Source organism: Vibrio sp. HA2012, from assembly GCF_002812955.1.
Classification (GTDB): Bacteria; Pseudomonadota; Gammaproteobacteria; order Enterobacterales; family Vibrionaceae; genus Vibrio.
The window spans coordinates 25,260-43,631 of sequence record NZ_PFXK01000006.1 but is presented as its reverse complement, the minus strand read 5'-3'; the positions used below and the strand labels follow the sequence as shown (position 1 = coordinate 43,631).

16 protein-coding genes, 1 pseudogene and 1 riboswitch are annotated in these 18,372 nt (G+C 46.6%); of the genes and pseudogenes, 5 read left to right on the top strand and 12 right to left on the bottom strand.

The window, feature by feature from the left end:
- Nucleotides 1–8 precede the first annotated feature (8 nt).
- The 3 genes from thiB to mpl form a co-directional block, all read right to left on the bottom strand.
- Nucleotides 9–992, bottom strand: coding sequence for a thiamine ABC transporter substrate binding subunit (thiB, locus tag CSW98_RS12015; RefSeq protein WP_198517338.1), 984 nt, complete (start codon nt 990–992; stop codon nt 9–11).
- A gap of 61 nt (nt 993–1,053) precedes the next feature.
- Nucleotides 1,054–1,163: riboswitch (TPP riboswitch) on the bottom strand.
- Between the two features lie 54 nt (nt 1,164–1,217).
- Nucleotides 1,218–1,835, bottom strand: a complete 618-nt coding sequence (locus tag CSW98_RS12010; RefSeq protein WP_100800728.1) for a flavin prenyltransferase UbiX — start codon at nt 1,833–1,835, stop codon at nt 1,218–1,220.
- Nucleotides 1,832–3,190 carry a UDP-N-acetylmuramate:L-alanyl-gamma-D-glutamyl-meso-diaminopimelate ligase gene (gene mpl / locus CSW98_RS12005; RefSeq protein WP_100800727.1) on the bottom strand — a complete coding sequence of 453 codons (1,359 nt, stop codon included), beginning with the start codon at nt 3,188–3,190 and terminating at the stop codon, nt 1,832–1,834. The genes CSW98_RS12010 and mpl overlap by 4 nt, the downstream gene beginning before the upstream one ends.
- A gap of 288 nt (nt 3,191–3,478) precedes the next feature.
- On the opposite strand from mpl, the gene fbp reads away from it, so the two are divergent.
- Nucleotides 3,479–4,492 (top strand): class 1 fructose-bisphosphatase, encoded by a 1,014-nt coding sequence (gene fbp, locus CSW98_RS12000; RefSeq protein WP_100800726.1) that lies wholly within the window; start codon nt 3,479–3,481, stop codon nt 4,490–4,492.
- 36 nt (nt 4,493–4,528) lie between these two features.
- On the opposite strand, the pseudogene tamB reads toward fbp, so the two are convergent.
- From tamB to CSW98_RS11985, 3 genes and pseudogenes are all read right to left on the bottom strand, one after another.
- Nucleotides 4,529–8,014, bottom strand: a pseudogene (tamB, locus tag CSW98_RS11995) (autotransporter assembly complex protein TamB); the annotation flags it as partial.
- 50 nt (nt 8,015–8,064) lie between these two features.
- On the bottom strand, nt 8,065–9,780 hold the full coding sequence (tamA, locus tag CSW98_RS11990; protein WP_100800724.1) for an autotransporter assembly complex protein TamA: 1,716 nt from the start codon (nt 9,778–9,780) through the stop codon (nt 8,065–8,067).
- Nucleotides 9,781–9,845: 65 nt separating this feature from the next.
- Entirely contained in the window at nt 9,846–10,055 is a 210-nt protein-coding gene (locus CSW98_RS11985) for a DUF1107 domain-containing protein (protein ID WP_100800723.1), read from the bottom strand.
- Between the two features lie 961 nt (nt 10,056–11,016).
- Between CSW98_RS11985 and CSW98_RS11980 the strand changes: the two genes are divergently transcribed.
- Nucleotides 11,017–11,922, top strand: coding sequence for a TIGR03899 family protein (locus tag CSW98_RS11980; protein ID WP_100800722.1), 906 nt, complete (start codon nt 11,017–11,019; stop codon nt 11,920–11,922).
- 22 nt (nt 11,923–11,944) lie between these two features.
- Nucleotides 11,945–12,409 (top strand): GNAT family N-acetyltransferase, encoded by a 465-nt coding sequence (locus CSW98_RS11975; RefSeq protein WP_100800918.1) that lies wholly within the window; start codon nt 11,945–11,947, stop codon nt 12,407–12,409.
- Nucleotides 12,410–12,448: 39 nt separating this feature from the next.
- Here the strand turns inward: CSW98_RS11975 and CSW98_RS11970 are convergent, their stop codons facing one another.
- Entirely contained in the window at nt 12,449–13,048 is a 600-nt protein-coding gene (locus tag CSW98_RS11970; protein WP_100800721.1) for a LysM-like peptidoglycan-binding domain-containing protein, read from the bottom strand.
- Between the two features lie 215 nt (nt 13,049–13,263).
- On the opposite strand from CSW98_RS11970, the gene bamJ reads away from it, so the two are divergent.
- Entirely contained in the window at nt 13,264–13,884 is a 621-nt protein-coding gene (bamJ, locus tag CSW98_RS11965; protein ID WP_100800720.1) for a BamJ family beta-barrel-assembly machinery protein, read from the top strand.
- 125 nt (nt 13,885–14,009) lie between these two features.
- Nucleotides 14,010–15,278, top strand: coding sequence for an O-acetylhomoserine aminocarboxypropyltransferase/cysteine synthase family protein (locus tag CSW98_RS11960; protein WP_100800719.1), 1,269 nt, complete (start codon nt 14,010–14,012; stop codon nt 15,276–15,278).
- Between the two features lie 102 nt (nt 15,279–15,380).
- Here CSW98_RS11960 and rplQ read toward each other — a convergent pair whose 3' ends face one another.
- The 5 genes from rplQ to rpsM are packed head-to-tail and all read right to left on the bottom strand — an operon-like array spanning nt 15,381 to nt 18,228.
- A complete protein-coding gene (gene rplQ, locus CSW98_RS11955; protein WP_100800718.1) occupies nt 15,381–15,767 on the bottom strand; it encodes a 50S ribosomal protein L17 in 387 nt (128 codons plus the stop codon).
- Between the two features lie 25 nt (nt 15,768–15,792).
- Nucleotides 15,793–16,785 carry a DNA-directed RNA polymerase subunit alpha gene (locus tag CSW98_RS11950; protein ID WP_100800717.1) on the bottom strand — a complete coding sequence of 331 codons (993 nt, stop codon included), beginning with the start codon at nt 16,783–16,785 and terminating at the stop codon, nt 15,793–15,795.
- Between the two features lie 24 nt (nt 16,786–16,809).
- Nucleotides 16,810–17,430 (bottom strand): 30S ribosomal protein S4, encoded by a 621-nt coding sequence (gene rpsD / locus CSW98_RS11945; protein WP_100800716.1) that lies wholly within the window; start codon nt 17,428–17,430, stop codon nt 16,810–16,812.
- A 32-nt stretch (nt 17,431–17,462) separates the two neighbouring features.
- Entirely contained in the window at nt 17,463–17,852 is a 390-nt protein-coding gene (gene rpsK, locus CSW98_RS11940; RefSeq protein ID WP_004398450.1) for a 30S ribosomal protein S11, read from the bottom strand.
- Nucleotides 17,853–17,871: 19 nt separating this feature from the next.
- Nucleotides 17,872–18,228: a 30S ribosomal protein S13 gene (gene rpsM / locus CSW98_RS11935; protein WP_100800715.1), complete on the bottom strand. Its 357-nt coding sequence runs from the start codon at nt 18,226–18,228 to the stop codon at nt 17,872–17,874.
- Between the last annotated feature and the right edge of the window lie 144 nt (nt 18,229–18,372).

Here is an 18,372-nt window from a genome sequence, read left to right as displayed (position 1 = left end):
TCTGACTCTTACTCTACCAGTGCACTCTGCCATTCACGGATCCAGTTTCTGCGGTTTTGTGCTACGTTGTCTGCACGGAACGACAATGCCCTTGATGGCACAGTCAGAGTATCAAACCCTTTCGGCAATGCTACGTCCGTCACCGGATACATCCAGTTACCTGTTGGCATCGCTGACTGGAACGTATCACTCAGCATAAAGCGCATAAACTGGTCCGCCAGCTCTGGATTCTGACCGCCTTTTACTTTCGCCGCCACTTCAACCTGAATGTAGTGCCCTTCAGCAAAATCCGCCGCCGCATAGTTGTCATCGTTTTCAGCAATCAAATGATAAGCAGGAGAAGTAGTGTACGACAGTACCAAATCTGACTCCCCTTTCAGGAACATGGAATAAGCCTCAGACCAGCCTTTAGTAACGGTCACTGTTTTATCCGCCAGTTGTTTCCACGCTTCTGCCGCCTTATCTCCATAGACCGATTTCATCCACAATAGTAGACCTTGTCCTGGCGTTGAGGTTCTGGGATCCTGATAAATCACTTTGAGATCATCACGCTGTTCCACTAACTCTTTCAGGCTCTTCGGCGGATTAACCAGCTTTTGTTTGTTGTATACAAAAGCAAAATATCCGTAATCATACGGAACAAATGTCTCATCTTTCCAGCCACCGGGAACACTCAGTAATGCTGTATCAATACCGTGCATATCCAGCAACCCTGTATTTTTCGCTTCTTCTATCAGGTTATTATCCAGACCTAAAACAATATCAGCCTGAGTCGAAGCACCTTCCAGCCGTAACCGGTTCAGAATTGAAACACCATCATCCAGTGCAACAAATTTCAGGTCACAACCACACTCAGCCTCGAATGCCTTTTCAATAGCAGGACCGGGCCCCCAGTCGGAAGCAAATGAGTCATAAGTATAAACGGTTAAAGAGTTCTCTGCCGCAACGGCAGAAAATGAAACGGCTAATGCCAACGGTGTTAAAGGTAACAATTTCACTGGTCGCTCTCCTTGTTATTATGAGCGGCACAGGCTTGAGGAGGATAGTTTTGGGCAGGTATCCTGACTCAATTCCTACGCCAGTATTATCTGGTTCAGGTCTACGGGTTCCGGGCACAAGCCCAATCTCAGCCAGTGATTACACCAGCACCCCGATGAGTATTAAGAACGAAAATTGTAATCTTTATTTATGTAAGAAGAAAGAAATTCAGTCTGTTACTACTTTGAGTATCCCCAACAGGGAACCAGTTCCTGCTCAATCCCCAGATGTTCCAGAATGCGAGCCACCATAAAATCCACCAGATCCTCAATACTCTGCGGCTGATGATAGAACCCCGGAGCTGCCGGCATAATAGTGACCCCTAACGTCGATAACTTATGCATATTTTCCAGATGAATTGCAGATAGAGGTGTTTCCCGTACCACCAGCAACAGTTGTCCACGCTCTTTGATCACAACATCAGCAGCCCGTTCGATCAGATTATCTGACATACCATGGGCAATGGCAGCCACACTGCCGGCAGAACAAGGACAAATGACCATCTGTTTCGGTGCAGCGCTGCCGGAAGCTACCGGAGAAAACCATTCTTCTTTGCCACACACTATAAGCCTGTCCGGGTGACATCCCAGACGTTCAACCAGTACGGCTTTTGCTGCATCGATTCCTGCTGGAAGCTGAAATCCTTCCTCTGCTGCCAGTACCACTCTGGCAGCAGAAGAGATCAGCAAAAATACCTGATAATCAGCAGCCAGCAGGCATTCCAGCAATCTCAAACCATAAGGTGCACCGGATGCCCCGGTAAACGCCAGAGTGACGGACTTCATCTGTGGTTTCATTGCCCCGCCCCCAGAGCTGCCAGTAACTTATCGTGGATCCCTTCAAATCCGCCATTACTCATCACCAGAATAGTATCCCCTGAGTGGGCTTCTGCCACAATCTGGCGGACCAGCTCATCAATATTTGATGACGTATATGCAGCCTGAGAACAATGACCTGCAACATCTCTGACCGACCAGCTAAGATTCGCAGGCTGATACAGATACACAACATCGGCAGCCTGCAGGGAAGCAGCCAGCGTCTCTTTATGCACCCCCATTTTCATGGTGGCAGAACGTGGCTCAAGTACCGCAATGATCTTCGTATCGCCGACTTTATTCCTCAGCCCGCCAAGGGTGAGATTAATCGCGGTAGGATGGTGGGCAAAATCGTCATACACAGCAATATCATTCACCGTTCCTTTCAGCTCCAGACGCCGTTTGGTATTGATAAATCGCCCCAGCGCCTCGCAAGCCAGATCAGGCATGACACCGACATGCCTTGCTGCCGCTACTGCCATCAGTGCATTCTGGATATTATGTTCCCCCACCAGTGTCCAATTTACTTCTCCGACCAGTTCACTTTTAAACAGGATCCTGAAACTGCTGCCATCAATGCTGTTTTTCTCTGCTTTCCAGTCACCACCGGCACCAGAAAACTCAGTTTCACTCCAGCATCCACGGCTCAATACATCCTGCAATGCCGAATCTTCTGCCGGAATCAAAATCCGTCCATTCCCCGGAACCGTTCGTACTAAATGATGAAATTGCCGCTTGATCGCTTCAAGATCATCGAAGATGTCCGCATGATCAAATTCCAAATTATTCATAATCAGGGTTCTGGGATGGTAGTGAACAAACTTAGAACGTTTGTCGAAAAAAGCACTGTCATATTCATCGGCTTCCACCACAAAAAACATACTTTCTCCCAAACGGGCTGAGACACCAAAGTTACCCAGCACACCACCAACCAGAAAACCCGGCGCATATCCGCATGCTTCCAGAATCCAGGCCAACATACTGGAGGTTGTCGTTTTACCATGCGTTCCCGATACAGCCAGCACCCAACGGTCATGCAGAAGGCATTCCTGCAGCCACTGAGGGCCAGAGATATATTTCAGGTTATTGTTCAGCACATGCTCAACACAGGGATTCCCCCGGCTCATCGCATTACCGATCACCACCAGATCCGGTTCTGGCTCAAGTTGCTTCGGATCAAATCCTTCAATAATCTCAATATCCTGCTCTGCAAGCAGGGTGCTCATAGGTGGGTAAACATTCGCATCACTGCCTGTCACTTTGTGGCCAAGCTGACGTGCCAGCATGGCCGCTCCTCCCATAAAGGTTCCGCAAATACCTAGAATATGAATATGCATGATTTATTGTATCCTGACCTGAATCTGGTCTTTTATTTCTATTTGTCTCTTACTTATCACACCTTGTACTGAAACCCAATCATAAGTGATAAAAAAGCCGGTTTGTTCGGAAACAAACCATTAACTTTTTAGTTACTTCACTTCCAAAAATAAGATTTAGAGTTTACAGTAGTGAAAATTTTGGTGAACTTAATAAATTTAAATAGTGCTAAGCCAACAAAACCATTTTTCTAACATCAGGAATAAAGGGAGCAAATTCCCTTATATAACGCTACTTAAGGACAGATTATGAGAGAATCTCGCACTCTCGGCGAATTCATTATAGAAAAACAAAATGATTTCCCCCATGCCAGTGGTGAACTTTCTTCCCTGCTCGGATCAATAAAACTGGCGGCAAAAATTGTTAATCGTGAAATTAATAAAGCCGGTCTGGTGGATATTACCGGGGCCATAGGCACGGAAAACGTGCAGGGTGAAGCTCAGCAAAAACTAGACGTCTACGCCAATGATAAATTTAAAGCGGCACTGGAAGCCCGCGATCAGGTCTGTGGTGTTGCCAGTGAAGAGGACGATGAGGCAGTTGTATTCAATAAAGAGCTGAATAAGAATGCCAAATATGTGGTACTGATGGATCCGCTGGATGGTTCATCGAATATTGATGTTAATGTCTCTGTCGGCACTATTTTCTCTATCTACCGGCGTATTTCCCCCATCGGTACTACACCAACGCAAGAAGATTTCCTTCAGCCCGGTAACAAGCAGGTCGCATCCGGATATGTTATTTACGGTTCTTCAACCATGCTGGTCTATACAACCGGTAACGGGGTTCATGGATTTACTTACGACCCTTCCCTTGGCTCTTTCTGTCTGTCACACGAATCCATGCAGCAGCCAGTAGACGGTACAATTTACTCCATCAATGAAGGACACTATATCCGCTTCCCTATGGGGGTGAAAAAATACATTAAATATTGTCAGGAAAATGTACCGAATGAGAAACGCCCTTACACTTCACGCTACATCGGATCTCTGGTGGCCGATTTTCATCGTAACCTGATCAAAGGCGGTATTTATCTCTATCCCAGCAGCCTAACTTACCCGGACGGTAAACTGCGCCTGCTGTATGAAGCCAATCCGATAGCATTCCTAGCCGAACAGGCCGGAGGAGCGGCGACGGACGGACATAACCGGATCCTGGATCTGAATCCTACAGAACTCCACCAGCGGGTGCCTTTCTTCGCCGGATCAAAGAATATGGTGATGAAGCTGCATGAGTGTTTAGAGACCTTTCCAGATGAATAATCCAGAGAGCAGGGTGCTTACAGCACTCTGCTCCCTTTAATCAAATTCAAACTGATACAGTAGATCTACCGTACTGGTCAGGCCGGAAACCGTTTCCAGATACAGATCTTTCATCAGTTGGTAACGCAAAGTAACTTCACCAAGTGAATTAAAGATCCCTACCCCGTATTTCACCTGTAATCCAGGTAAAATATACCCGCTCACCGTAACCTGAGAATCACTACCAGATCCTGCAGTATCCAGTTGTAGATCCGATACGCCGAAAGCCTGACCTATTTCACCGACGATTTTACCACTCTGTGCCAGACTCAGACCAATCAGCGTCATGGTCATGTCGTTATCCCCGGCTTTTGCATCCAGATCCCGTCCCCTGAGCAGATAAGATAACGCATTCGCCTGTGGCATGTCCGGGTCAGAAAATACAGTGATTTCCGGTGCGCTTGCCAGACCGGAAACAGTGATCCCGGCCGTCACATCATCCTGAATATTATCCGGATTACGTACGGCTTCGATATTCACATACGGTCGATCCAGTGGTCCATTCATCAGGATCTTCCCTTTATTGATCACCAGATCCTGACCAAAAGATCGATAGGTTCCGTCACTGATTACCACATCACCAAATACAAAAGGCACCCGATCTTTCTGGCTGATACTCAGTAATCCGTTCAGATATCCCTGTAATCCGAAAGCAGCAAGATGAAAATCATCCCCGATATGCACTTTCACATCGCTTTCCAGCATCAGAGATAACGAATTATTTTTGCTGACCGAATTCAGATACTTATCTAGCACCACTTCATCAGAAGAAACACTGACGGCACTGACCGGCAAGGATTCCACTTCCAGCCTTGCCCATGGCAGATAAATATCCCCACTAATCCTTGTCGTTTCGGGAGAAGCCTCTATGCGCAGTTCCGGACGGACTTTAATTTCTGCTGTTGGAGGCAAGCTGATATGTAATTCATCCGAGTGGACAGTTATTCCGCTTGTCCAGGCATGCCGATCCTGCCACTGCCCTTCACCGTTAAGTAACAGTTTTCCGTCCGCAGAATCCAGTTCAGCCTCCAGCCCGGCCTGATAACCAGAAAAATTCAGCCGCACCTGCCCCCCGGTAATTTCTACCGGTGTAAACTCTCCGTGGGCAAGAATATCGTCGAGAAGTACCTCTCCATATAACATGGGATGTGTGACTTCTCCGCTAATTCTGAGGTCTGAATTAAGATGAGCCCCAAGATGGCTGTAATCTCCCAACCAGGCGTCCAGCAAGGTCAGATCCAGATGCTCCATACTCAGTCGCCCGGAGAGAGGTTTATGTTCCTTAAGCAAATCAGATACTGCCAGTTCTCCGTGAATACGGCCACTATCCGTCAATTGAACCTGCCAGTCCGACTGCAATTCTCCGTCATCCAGTATCGCATTCAGTTGTATGCTGTCCCATCCCTGATACAGTGATGATTTATCTTTCATCCGGATACCGCCGGAAGACAGCATTAGTGCCATACGAAGCTCTGGCATCTTTCCCTGTGCCCAGGACACACTTCCACGAAGATCAAGAGAACCGTCCACAGAAATATCTTCCGCCAGCAGAGCCTGTATCTGACTGAAACTGAATGATTGCAGTGCTAAATGTGCTCTCCCGGAAGCACCGGCCAGCAGATCCTGAGTCAGACATAAACGAGCGCCTGCCTGTTTCCAGCAATGAGCCTGTACAGATGCCTGACGGGTTTCTCCGGAATATGTCAGATGCGGAGACTGTTCCAGTATCCATACTCCCTGCTTAGTTGAAACCTGAGCGCTGTCTACCTCCCCTTGCCAAATAACATTCTCAGGAAAAAAACCTTCTCCGGTTTCCAGAATTGCCCCGCTGATCGTCCCCCGGATATCAGCCAGCTCTGATGATATGTCCAGTGTAAGATGATGCTCATTCTGTTGCCCGGCAAGGAGCAGATGCAAAGAATCAATCTGCTGATTATGGTACAAGGCATGAGCCACCTGTAACTTCACCTTCCCCTGAAGATCCGGAACTGTCGTGATAGCAGAATCAACACTGACACTACCGGCCCGGGCTGTCCCATACTCCAGCTTAGTAGCCTTAAAACTGGCCAGAAACTCCGGTTTACTCCGGGAACCACTCACAGAAAACGAACCGGAAATACGTCCTCTGGCATCCGGAAAAGACGACTGCAAATCAGGGATTTCAACCTTTCCCCGGAGATCCAGTTTCTCATTTATACAGCCATTCAGGCTGAGTAGATTACGGCCATGACGGATATTCAGACCATTTGCAGTAAGATGAATATCTCCCTTACCACTCTGATCTTCTATTGATAAATTACCGTCTGCTATAAGCGGATACTCACGAATTATTCCCTGAATATTCATCTCTGTCAGAGCAGCCTGCCAGCCACCGGAAGCCAGCAGCTCTCCAGAGGACTCCAGAGTTCCGCTAAGTTTTCCTTCAGCCTCTTTCCACTGCAACCCGGGCTGAATATTCTGCAGAGCCAGCTTTCCCTGCCAACTGAGTACATCATACCAACTGACCAGAGCCTGCCCGGAAATATCGCCACCCAAAGTATCGACCAACATATCGGTCAGAGAGAGCTTTCGGCTATCACCCTCACCCGACAGCTGAATACGAGCATCAGGGATCGTTCTTCCTGACAACTCAGCCGTAGCCTTTAGGCTATATCCATCCAGAGAACCGTCTATGTTCAGCGCAGAAACTCGGGCCTGATAATCTGCTTCACTCTGCAGCGGCCAGGACAGATGTCCGTATGACAGATTAAAAACAAAAGGCAGATTTGCCTGCATTGGTTGGACGACGCCCTCTGCTTGGGCAGTCACCGGGCCGGCCAGATTAGATACAAACTGCAACCTATCTTTACTTCCTTGCACTGACAAGGATACTATTTGTCCGCTCAGAACAGTCTGTTTTATTTTTGTCGTACTTTTCAATGTAAGTAAGTAATCACTTTCAAGACTAGCTCTGCCTGATAATTCTGTTTCCAGCAAAGGCATATCCAGAGTCAGATTACGGATAATAACATCATGTCCATCGGCATAAGCCGACATACTGACACGCTTAATCTGCACTGGTGATTGCTGCTGTGCCGGAAGTAAAGTCAGGTGACTCAGTTCAAACGCGCTCAGTTCTACCGGTAAAGGAATGTTCATCTCTGGCAATGAAGAAATAGAGGCCGTATGTTCTTTCTTCTGATTATGTTCACCTCCATCAGATGAAGTAAGTGCTAACTTAACTCCATTCACAGACAGTTGGCGAATACAAAGCCTAGGTTGCAGAAAACAAGAGAAATCCACCTCCGCATCTACCCGATCCAACGTCACATCCAGATGATGGAGGCGTTCTGTGTATAAGGAACGATCGGTATATCGTATATGCTGCAGGGTAACCCCCGACCATAAGCTTCCCTGATACGCCCCGACCTGCAGCCCCGGCAATATCTTTTCTGCTCCCCGGAGCATCAGACTGACACCTGCACGGCTCAGTAACAGAACCACCATAAGGCTCAGGACAGTAAACATTAGCAGTAACAATATCTTGCCTGCTCTCATAATTCAGCCCCTAATGTAAAGTGGATCCTGAATGAGTCATCAGACAATGTATCCTGTCCCCAGGCAAAATCCAGCCGGACAGGGCCAACGGGTGAAATCCACCGAACTCCGGCGCCAATGCCTTGCTTCCATTCAGGAACACTATCACTCCAGGCATCACCGGCATCAATAAAACCAGCCAGCCACCAGCTACCGGTCAGACGATATTGGTATTCCAGTGTTCCTGTCGCCATATATCTGGCGCCAATAAGCTCTCCATCTTCATCCCGCGGAGAAATCGATTCGTAATCGTAGCCTCGCAGACTGCTGTCTCCCCCAGCAAAAAAACGCAGCGAAGGTGGGATATCTTCAATATTATCCACCAAATTTGCTCCGGCAGTCAGACGGACAAAAGCACGATGATCCGGGCCTATACTCTCAACCCAGGAAGCCTGTCCCTGTAGCCGGAGTAATCTGGTCGGAGATATCAGGTTTTCATCGGCTATTTCAGCAGAAACAGATTGTTTATTGCCCCGCATCGGTAAAACACCGTCTTTAGCAAAAATCCGGGTTCTAGAATACGCAATCCCCGGTAGCAGCATCTGCAGTTCATCTTCTTCTGATGCCTGTTCATAATCCTCATACAGATATCGAACAGACGCATTTCGCTGCCAACCGGAGGTAAGCTGCCAGTGCCGTTCCAGTTTCAGACTACTTTCCAGACTCTGTGTATCGTTGTCGTCCAGATTTTTTATACCCAGTTCAATCCGATAATACTCATTCAACACATCTTCCAGCGGGATCTTATACCCTAAAGTAGCGGTTTGTTCCGGTTCAGAGAATGACAAGCTGGATTCAAAACTGTGTCCGTACAGATTCACCCACGGCTTATCCCAGTTCAGAGAAGCTCTTGGTCCGACATCCGTAGAATAACCTATACCAGTTTCAAGCTGATTTCCGGCCGCAGGAACCAGTGTAACTTTCATTGGCAGATGACCGTTTTTATCCGTTGAATCCAGCATTGGTTCCACCGCAACCGATGAGAACCACCCAGAATCAGATAGATTATGGCTAAGCCGGGCAATAGTCGCTGCGCGATAAACATCCCCCTCCCGATAAGGTATCAGCGAACGGACTTTACTTTCCTCTATCTGACTGCCTTCAATACGGGTTGCACCAAGATGATACCGATCACCACTACTATAGTGCAGGTGGATAAAAGCCTGATTCAAATCTGGCGCTACCGCCAATTCCGAACGGGTAAAGTGGCCGTCAAAATATCCTTTTGCCAGAGCCAGATTGCGAAGACCTGACTTCAGAGCCTGATAATTACCGTGATTAACTACCGCTTCTTTCTGTAATCCTGAATGTGATATCAATGCATTAGCGTCCGGATCAGAACTGATTTCCCCCTCCAGAACAATATCACTCTGTTCTATAATAACCGGTGATCCGGGAGTTACAGTCAGCAGAAGATGTTCACCTTCGGCACGGAAAAGAATATCGGGATGGTAGTAGCCCAGCGCACGCAGAGCCTGCTTAATACGTTTTTCCAGACGGTAGCGAAAACGCAGCGATGTGGAGTATTCTTCCGGAGAAAAAGCGGAAAGGTAAGCATCAACATTATCCTGCAGCTCCCCCTCTAAGCCATTGATAGTCAGGGAGACTTCTGCCCGGACAGCTGAGGTGAACAAGATTGTCGACAGACAGAAAAGTAATCGTCTTTTTATCATTCTTCCCGGAACGTATTAGCGGTATCATATTTCAGAATAAGCCCACCTACGGGAAAAACCGTTCCTCAGGCAGGCTGAACCGACAGTGAATCTATGGCTATATTAACTTCTTTCATTACAGACAGCATTTGTTTATTTGTCACATCCGGAAGCAATACCTTACCTTTATCAAAATAAAACAGGCCGACGCCTGAAATAAAAAAACTCCCCTTAAACAATGTCTTAACGAATTTTGCAACCTGAAGAGGACGATATATAGTGAATTCTTTAAGCATAATAACCTTCTCTGATCCGACGACGCTGTTTATCCGTTTTAATACTGAGCCATCACTTTCAACGTAACAACTCCAAAGCAAACGCGTGCAGTCTAACGGACGAATGTTCAACTTTTGTTAAAGCCGGTCAGATATAAGCAAGTTTAATTCCATTTCCCCGTCAAATTACTGTTAGCTGTCCTTACTACACCGAATCTGTGATAGTGGACACGATAAAAATTCTATCGGAATACACGGAACCATTAAGCTTGACTATGATGCTTTGCGCTTTGCGAAAAAGAACCCGAAGAAACCGAATATTGACAACTAATTTTCCGGATACTGTATACACAAACCACCACTAAACCAGACCATTTGTGTCCGGTTTAAAGGTGATATCCCGATACAGTGACTGTGGAATGTGGTGTGCCCCAAAGTTAAACCGACAAACCATAAACAGGATAAAATCGGCTATGCTATTGAGAGATAGGTCTGAAAGAATACGGCTGTAAAGAGTACGGCAAGAACTCTGGAGTGGCTGGGTTGTCATACCGCATACTGCGACAGATAAGCCACTACCCCAACGTACGAAATTAGCAGAGCTGTAGTCGAAAGTTGTTTCATTAGCTTGCGTCCCTGCGAGTCCATCATGGTGCTAGTGTCTCCAAATTCAGTGAGATAACTGTTATATAATCTGTTAATTACTGCTCCCGATTGATCGTACCGCTATCAATTCGCCGGGCATTTTACAGTCAATTTACTTTATGAACATTGATTAATAACAAGTTACCTGACTGTATTTACGTTACAATTATCTAACATTTTGGTCCTACCAATAACATTAACATCCATTTTTTGGCAAGAGATCACATTTTACTGTTATTTTCCCTGTCTGAGTAAAGGGTTATCCGGCATATCTGGTAGCGATTATTTTCCTTAAGGGTTACATTGCTAGCAAATCGGTAATACAGGATAAAACACCATGTCTGACCAAAAAAGAAAACCGGTGACAATCGATCATACCGAATCCGTTCATCAAACGTCACAAACCAAAAGAAAATCAAACTCAATAAAAGACAGCGCCAGTAAGGTTACCAGTATTGCCGAAATCTACGGTCTGGATGCTCTGATAGCAAAAGAAACGCCAGAAAAATCACTGTTGGAACGGGCAATCAGCCGCCAGAAAAGATGCCAGGAGCAAAGACAAAAAAATCTTGAACAGATCATGAAACTGGCTCTGACTTGCTGTAAAGATGAAACAGCAGGGGAACCGGATCAGGACTGGCTGTACCGATTTTTCGACATGGCACAAGATATTCACAATGCTTCAATGCAGCGTTTGTGGGCTCAGGTACTGAAACTGGAGATCACCAATCCCGGTTCAACATCGATGAAGGCTCTAAAAATACTGAAGGATATGACACCAAGAGAGGCACAGAATCTGCAACGCGCTGCTTCTCTGGCTTGCAGTTTTGGTACAGAACAGAGCAAGAAGCTACTGCTGGGGTTTCGTACTCCTTCGGGGATTTTTAGCCTGAGTCGCAGAGATAAGACCAATACCGTTAATCTCGGTAATTACCAGCTTCCCTACTCCAGTTTGTTACTGCTGATTGAACTAGGCTTAATTCTGGGCTCAGAACTGGAATCAGGAGAAATTGATTTTGACCCGGCACTGCCTCTGAATTATCAGGGAAAAATGCTGACATTGCAGCCGATGAATAAAGGCACCAGACTAATATATTACCGCTTTAGTCCTACAGGTAACGAATTGTGTAAATTACTCGGCAATAAGCCCAATATGCAGTATTACGATCAACTGGTTGCTCTGCTCAGCCAGAAATTTACCCTGCACACCGAAATCAGCCATTCGGTTGATCATGTCGTTTAACAAACCAGAAGCCGGAGAGACTATGATTTACTGGCAAAATCTTTCTTTTCAACAGCTATCAACCCAGCAGCTGTATGAGATATTAAAGCTCAGAGTCGATATTTTTGTAGTAGAACAACAATGCCCTTATCCGGAACTGGATGAAAAGGATATTCAGGAAGGTGTGAACCATGTTATCGGTTCCCGTAATGGCCATATCATTGCCTACGCGAGACTACTACCGAAAGGGCTAAGCTACAAAGATGCCAGCATTGGACGAGTCGTGATAAAAACTTCCGAACGAGGCTATCATCTGGGCCATGAACTGCTGACCACAGCACTGGATCAATGTGAAAAACTGTGGCCGGGGCAATCAATTACTATCGGGGCTCAGTCCCATCTGCAGCAATTTTATACCAGACACGGTTTTATCCCAGTGTCTGACTGCTATCTGGAAGATGGTATTCCTCACATTGATATGCAGTTATATAAACCACAAACCCAATGAAGTTCCAAATCCGGCCTCTCCGGATCACTTTAGTACACGCTATTTACTGCGGCCGAATCCACCGTCAGAAAGGCGGAAAAACATAACCGATGTTCCGCCTTTCTCCAGCTGTAAAATATCCAGACTGCCATCAGATGTCAGCTTATAACGTACCAGTTGCCCTTCTCGTATTTTACTCAACGGTTTATCCAGTCCCTCGATCTGTACTAGCGCATTCAAGTCTGCCATCGGCAAGTTATTGGCACGAAAGACTTTAGCCAATGTGTCTCCAGACTGAACTTCATATTCTTTCCATGAACCATTTCTGGTCACTTGTGGTTGTACCGTGTTTTCTGTTGTATGCTTTACAGCCGGCTTAGCTTCCTGCTGCTGACTCAGACTGGTCGTGTCGACATCAACCGTCACTCTGCGATTCTCTTCTGCTTCAGGCACGTCAGATTGAGGTTCTGATACAGGCAATACAAACAACAGGAATAACACTGGCACCAATACCATCAAAGCCCGCTGATGAAACCGGGGTAATTGCTGCCAAAAATAATACTCTTTTATCGATCCTCCCTTACCGGTTCGATCTTTTATTTGCTGAGCAAGCTTATCCCCAAAACTATTTGGCTTTTTTTTTCGGTTTCGACGGTTCATCGTCACAGATTCCTTATAATCCGGATAGATAACAAATTTTCACATAAGGGACGGCAGCATTTCAAATATGAAATCCCCTGACAGGCAAAACTTTTGTAAAAATACCGCTCTCTTGAAAACATGCTCTTATAAGAACATAGAAAACGGTACGGTTTCTTCATTGCTGTATAACTGTTATTCTGTCGCCTTTATTCCGTAAAATAAAGAGAGACATTATGTCCGACATCAAATTAGAAACTGTAGAACAAAAAGCCAGCTACGGTATTGGTCTGCAAATGGGTCAGCAACTGGCTGGCAGTGGTCTTGAAGGTCTGAATGTAGCAGCCATTGCAAAAGGTATTGCAACTTCTCTGGCTGGTGATATGCCAGAAATTTCTGTTGATGAAATAAATGCAGCACTGCAGGAAATTCATACTCGTGCTGAAGCAGCACGCGCAGAAGCAGCAAAAGCAGCGGCAGCAGATGGTGAAGCTTTCCTGAAAGATAATGCACTACGTCCGGAAGTCACTGTACTTGATTCCGGTCTTCAGTATGAAATACTGACTGAAGGTACTGGTACAACCCCGACAGCCGACAAACAAGTGCGTGTTCATTACCATGGAGAACTGACAGATGGGACTGTATTTGACAGCTCAGTATCTCGCGGCCAGCCAGCTGAGTTCCCTGTAACCGGCGTAATTAAAGGTTGGGTTGAAGCCCTGCAGATGATGCCTGTCGGCTCTAAATGGAAACTGTATATTCCTCATGATCTGGCCTATGGTGAACGTGGTGCTGGTGCAGCAATTCCTCCGTTTGCAGCACTGGTGTTCGAAGTAGAGCTTCTGGATATACTTTAATCCTGATTTTCTGATAAAGCGGTGCTCAAGGCACCGCTTTTTATTTACCTGTCATTTTTTGCCTCTTGTACCTACTTGTCCCCTATGCGATTCTTTATCCTTTCCCATGGACGAGTATCTATCAAATGAAAGACGAAACTTTAGCAATCCATTTCGGTTATGAAACAGATCCTACGACAAAATCTGTCGCTACGCCTATCTATCAGACAGTAGCCTACGAATTTGACAACGCTCAGCACGGAGCTGATCTGTTCAATCTTGAAGTACCGGGTAATATCTACACTCGCATTATGAACCCGACCAACGACGTGCTGGAAAAGCGTATGGCGGCGCTGGAAGGCGGTATCGCTGGCCTTGCTGTTAGTGCGGGAAGCTCTGCAATTCACTACGCCATTCTGACCCTTGCTCAAGCCGGTGACAATATTGTTTCCACCCCTCAGTTATACGGTGGCACCTATACCCTATTCGCGCATATGTTCCCGAATATGGGCATCGAAGTCCGTTTCGCTAAAGATGACAAGCCTGAAAGCCTGGCTGAGCTGATTGATGAGAAGACTAAGGCCGTATATTGCGAATCTATCGGTAACCCGGCGGGTAATATCATTGATTTGGAAAAAGTGGCAGAACTGGCTCACGCTCAGGGCGTTCCAGTTATTGTCGATAATACCGTCGCATCGCCGGCCGTTTGTAAGCCTATCGAATTTGGTGCTGATATCGTGGTTCATTCTCTGACAAAATACGTCGGTGGACATGGAAACAGCTTGGGTGGAATGATTATTGATTCAGGCAAATTCCCATGGGCGGAACACAAAGAGCGTTTCCCGACGATGAATAGTCCGGAACCTTCGTACCATGATGTTATCTATACCGAAGCCTTCGGTCCGGCAGCCTTTATCGGCCGCGCACGAACCGTGCCTCTGCGCAATACCGGCTCAGCCCTGTCGCCAATGAATGCCTTTCTGCTAATGCAAGGTCTGGAAACGCTTTCATTACGCATGGAACGCCACTGCGAAAATGCGATTAAAGTGGCTCAGTTCCTGCAAAAGCACGATAAAGTAAGTTGGGTAAGCTATGCCGGGCTGGAAGATTCTGAGTTTTATCCGCTGGCACAGAAGTATATGAAAGGTAAACCTTCCGCTATCCTCTCATTCGGCCTGAAAGATGGATATGACGCGGGCGTACGCTTCTACGATGCACTGAGAATCTTCAAACGTCTGGTAAATATTGGTGATGCAAAATCACTGGCTTGTCACCCGGCTTCTACAACCCACCGCCAGTTGACTGAGACAGAACAAAAGCAAGCAGGTGTAAGCCCTGAAATGATCCGTCTTTCTGTAGGTATCGAACATATCGACGATATTCTGGAAGATCTGGAACAAGCACTGAACGCCTAAGGTTAAAAGAATACAGAGCGGGCTACGCTCTGTAATCTGAAGTTTTTCAGATACAAAAAAGCCGAGCATACGCTCGGCTTTTTCATTCTTACGAACTGACGATTACTCAGCAGCAGCTTCTTCAGATGCTTCTGGGCGATCTACAAGCTCAATGTAAGCCATTGGAGCTTTATCACCAGCGCGGAAACCGCACTTAAGGATACGAGTATAACCGCCCTGACGAGCAGCAAAACGTGGACCTAGTTCGTTAAATAGTTTTGCTACAACTTCGTTATCACGAGTACGAGCAAATGCAAGACGACGGTTAGCAACACTGTCAGTCTTAGCTAGTGTAATCAAAGGCTCAACGACGCGGCGTAGCTCTTTTGCTTTTGGTAGAGTTGTCTTGATAACTTCGTGACGTACCAAAGAGCTAGCCATATTGCTGAACATCGCTTTGCGATGACTGCTGTTGCGGTTGAGTTGACGACCACTCTTACGATGGCGCATGACCTAATCCTTCTAACTAATTCGATTAATCTTCAGCGATAGATGCTGGCGGCCAGTTTTCCAGGCGCATGCCCAGAGAAAGACCACGAGATGCAAGAACATCCTTAATCTCAGTAAGTGATTTCTTACCAAGGTTAGGTGTCTTCAGAAGCTCAACTTCTGTACGCTGTACCAGATCACCGATGTAGTGAATCGCTTCTGCTTTCAGACAGTTAGCAGAGCGAACTGTTAGTTCAAGATCGTCTACAGGACGCAGTAGGATCGGATCGAATTCTGGCTTCTCTTCTTTCTCCTCAGGAACTCGTACATCGCGCAGATCTACGAATGCATCCAGTTGTTCAGCAAGAATTGTTGCTGCACGGCGGATAGCTTCCTCAGGTTCCAGTGTACCGTTAGTTTCCATATCGATAACTAGCTTATCCAAGTCAGTGCGTTGCTCAACACGAGCTGCTTCAACCGCATAGGCAATTTTGTCTACAGGGCTGTAAGTAGCATCGACAAGCAGACGACCAATTGGACGCTCGTCTTCTTCAGTATGGATACGGGCAGAAGACGGAACATAACCACGGCCACGATCAACCTTAATACGCATAGCGATCTCGGCATTGTCATCAGTCAGGTGACAGATAACGTGATCCGGGTTAACGATCTCTACATCACCGTCGTGGGTGATGTCACCTGCAACAACAGGGCCTGAGCCTGACTTGTTCAGTGTAATAAACACTTCATCTTTGCCTTCAGCCACGCGCACAGCCAGACCTTTCAGGTTAAGAAGAATCTCAAGGATATCTTCCTGCACACCTTCTTTCGTGCTGTACTCGTGTAGAACGCCTTCAATCTCTACTTCTGTTACGGCACAACCCGGCATAGAAGAAAGAAGAATACGACGAAGCGCGTTACCTAGAGTGTGACCGAAACCACGCTCTAACGGCTCAAGAGTTACTTTTGCATGTGTCGTGCTGATTTGTTCGATATCAACAAGACGTGGCTTAAGAAATTCTGTTACAGAACCCTGCATTGTGTCCTCTCTTTAGTTTAAACCTTACTTAGAGTAAAGCTCGACGATCAGGTGTTCGTTGATGTCAGCAGACAAGTCAGAACGTTCAGGCATACGCTTGAAAGTACCTTCCATGTTACCAGCATCTACTTCAATCCAAGTTGGTTTTTCACGTTGTTCAGCAACTTCCAGAGCCGCTTTAACACGAGCTTGCTTTTTAGCTTTCTCGCGAATAGAAACAACGTCATTAGCCGCAACATTGAATGAAGGAACGTTTACAACTTTACCGTTAACTAGGATAGCTTTATGGCTAACCAGCTGACGTGCTTCTGCGCGAGTTGCGCCAAAGCCCATGCGGTAAACTACGTTATCAAGACGACCTTCAAGAAGCTGAAGCAGGTTTTCACCTGTATTGCCTTTTAGGCGCGCAGCTTCTTTATAGTAGTTACGGAATTGTTTTTCCAGTACGCCATAGATACGACGAACTTTTTGCTTCTCACGAAGCTGAACGCCATAGTCGGACAGACGGCCGCGACGAGCACCGTGTACACCTGGGGCGTTATCAATTTTACACTTGGTATCGATCGCGCGAACACCAGACTTAAGGAATAAGTCAGTACCTTCGCGGCGACTAAGCTTCAGCTTAGGACCCAAATATCTTGCCATGTTTCTTCTCCAATCTTCCTAGAAACGAAACGTTACACGCGACGTTTCTTAGGTGGACGACAACCGTTATGAGGGATTGGTGTCGCATCAACGATATTAGTGATGCGGTAACCAGCAGCATTCAGAGCGCGAATAGTTGATTCACGGCCTGGACCTGGGCCCTTAACCATAACTTCCAGATTCTTTAGGCCATATTCTTTAGCCATTTCACCAGCACGTTCAGCAGCAACCTGTGCAGCAAACGGTGTTGATTTACGAGAACCACGGAAACCTGAACCACCAGCAGTAGCCCAAGCCAGAGCGTTACCCTGACGGTCAGTAATGGTTACGATTGTGTTATTAAAAGAAGCATGGATGTGCGCTACGCCATCTGCTACTTGCTTGCGTACGCGCTTACGAGCGCGAGTTGGTTGTTTTGCCATTGTACTCTACCTTATCCGATTATTTCTTGATCGGCTTGCGCGGACCCTTACGGGTGCGAGCGTTGGTTTTAGTACGCTGTCCACGTAGTGGTAGACTGCGACGGTGACGAAGACCACGGTAACAACCAAGATCCATTAGACGCTTGATGTTCATGGAAACTTCACGACGTAGATCGCCTTCTACGGTGTACTTGGCAACACCATCACGCAGTTGATCAATCTGCTCTTCAGTTAGTTCACTGATCTTAACATTTTCTGCAATACCCAGCTCAGCCAGAATCGCCTGAGAACGGGTTTTACCGATACCGTAGATCGCAGTCAGGGCGATCACAGCATGTTTCTGATCAGGAATGTTAATGCCTGCTATACGGGCCACTATTCACTCCTAGTACTTTAATAAAGAATTATCCGCAGCAAAGCCCGTAGAGGATACGCTGCGGCATACTACTTCTTTTGCACGCAAAAGGTAGGCCGAGCAATATACTCGACCAACCTTTACATTTCAAGTAAAAATTTCTGC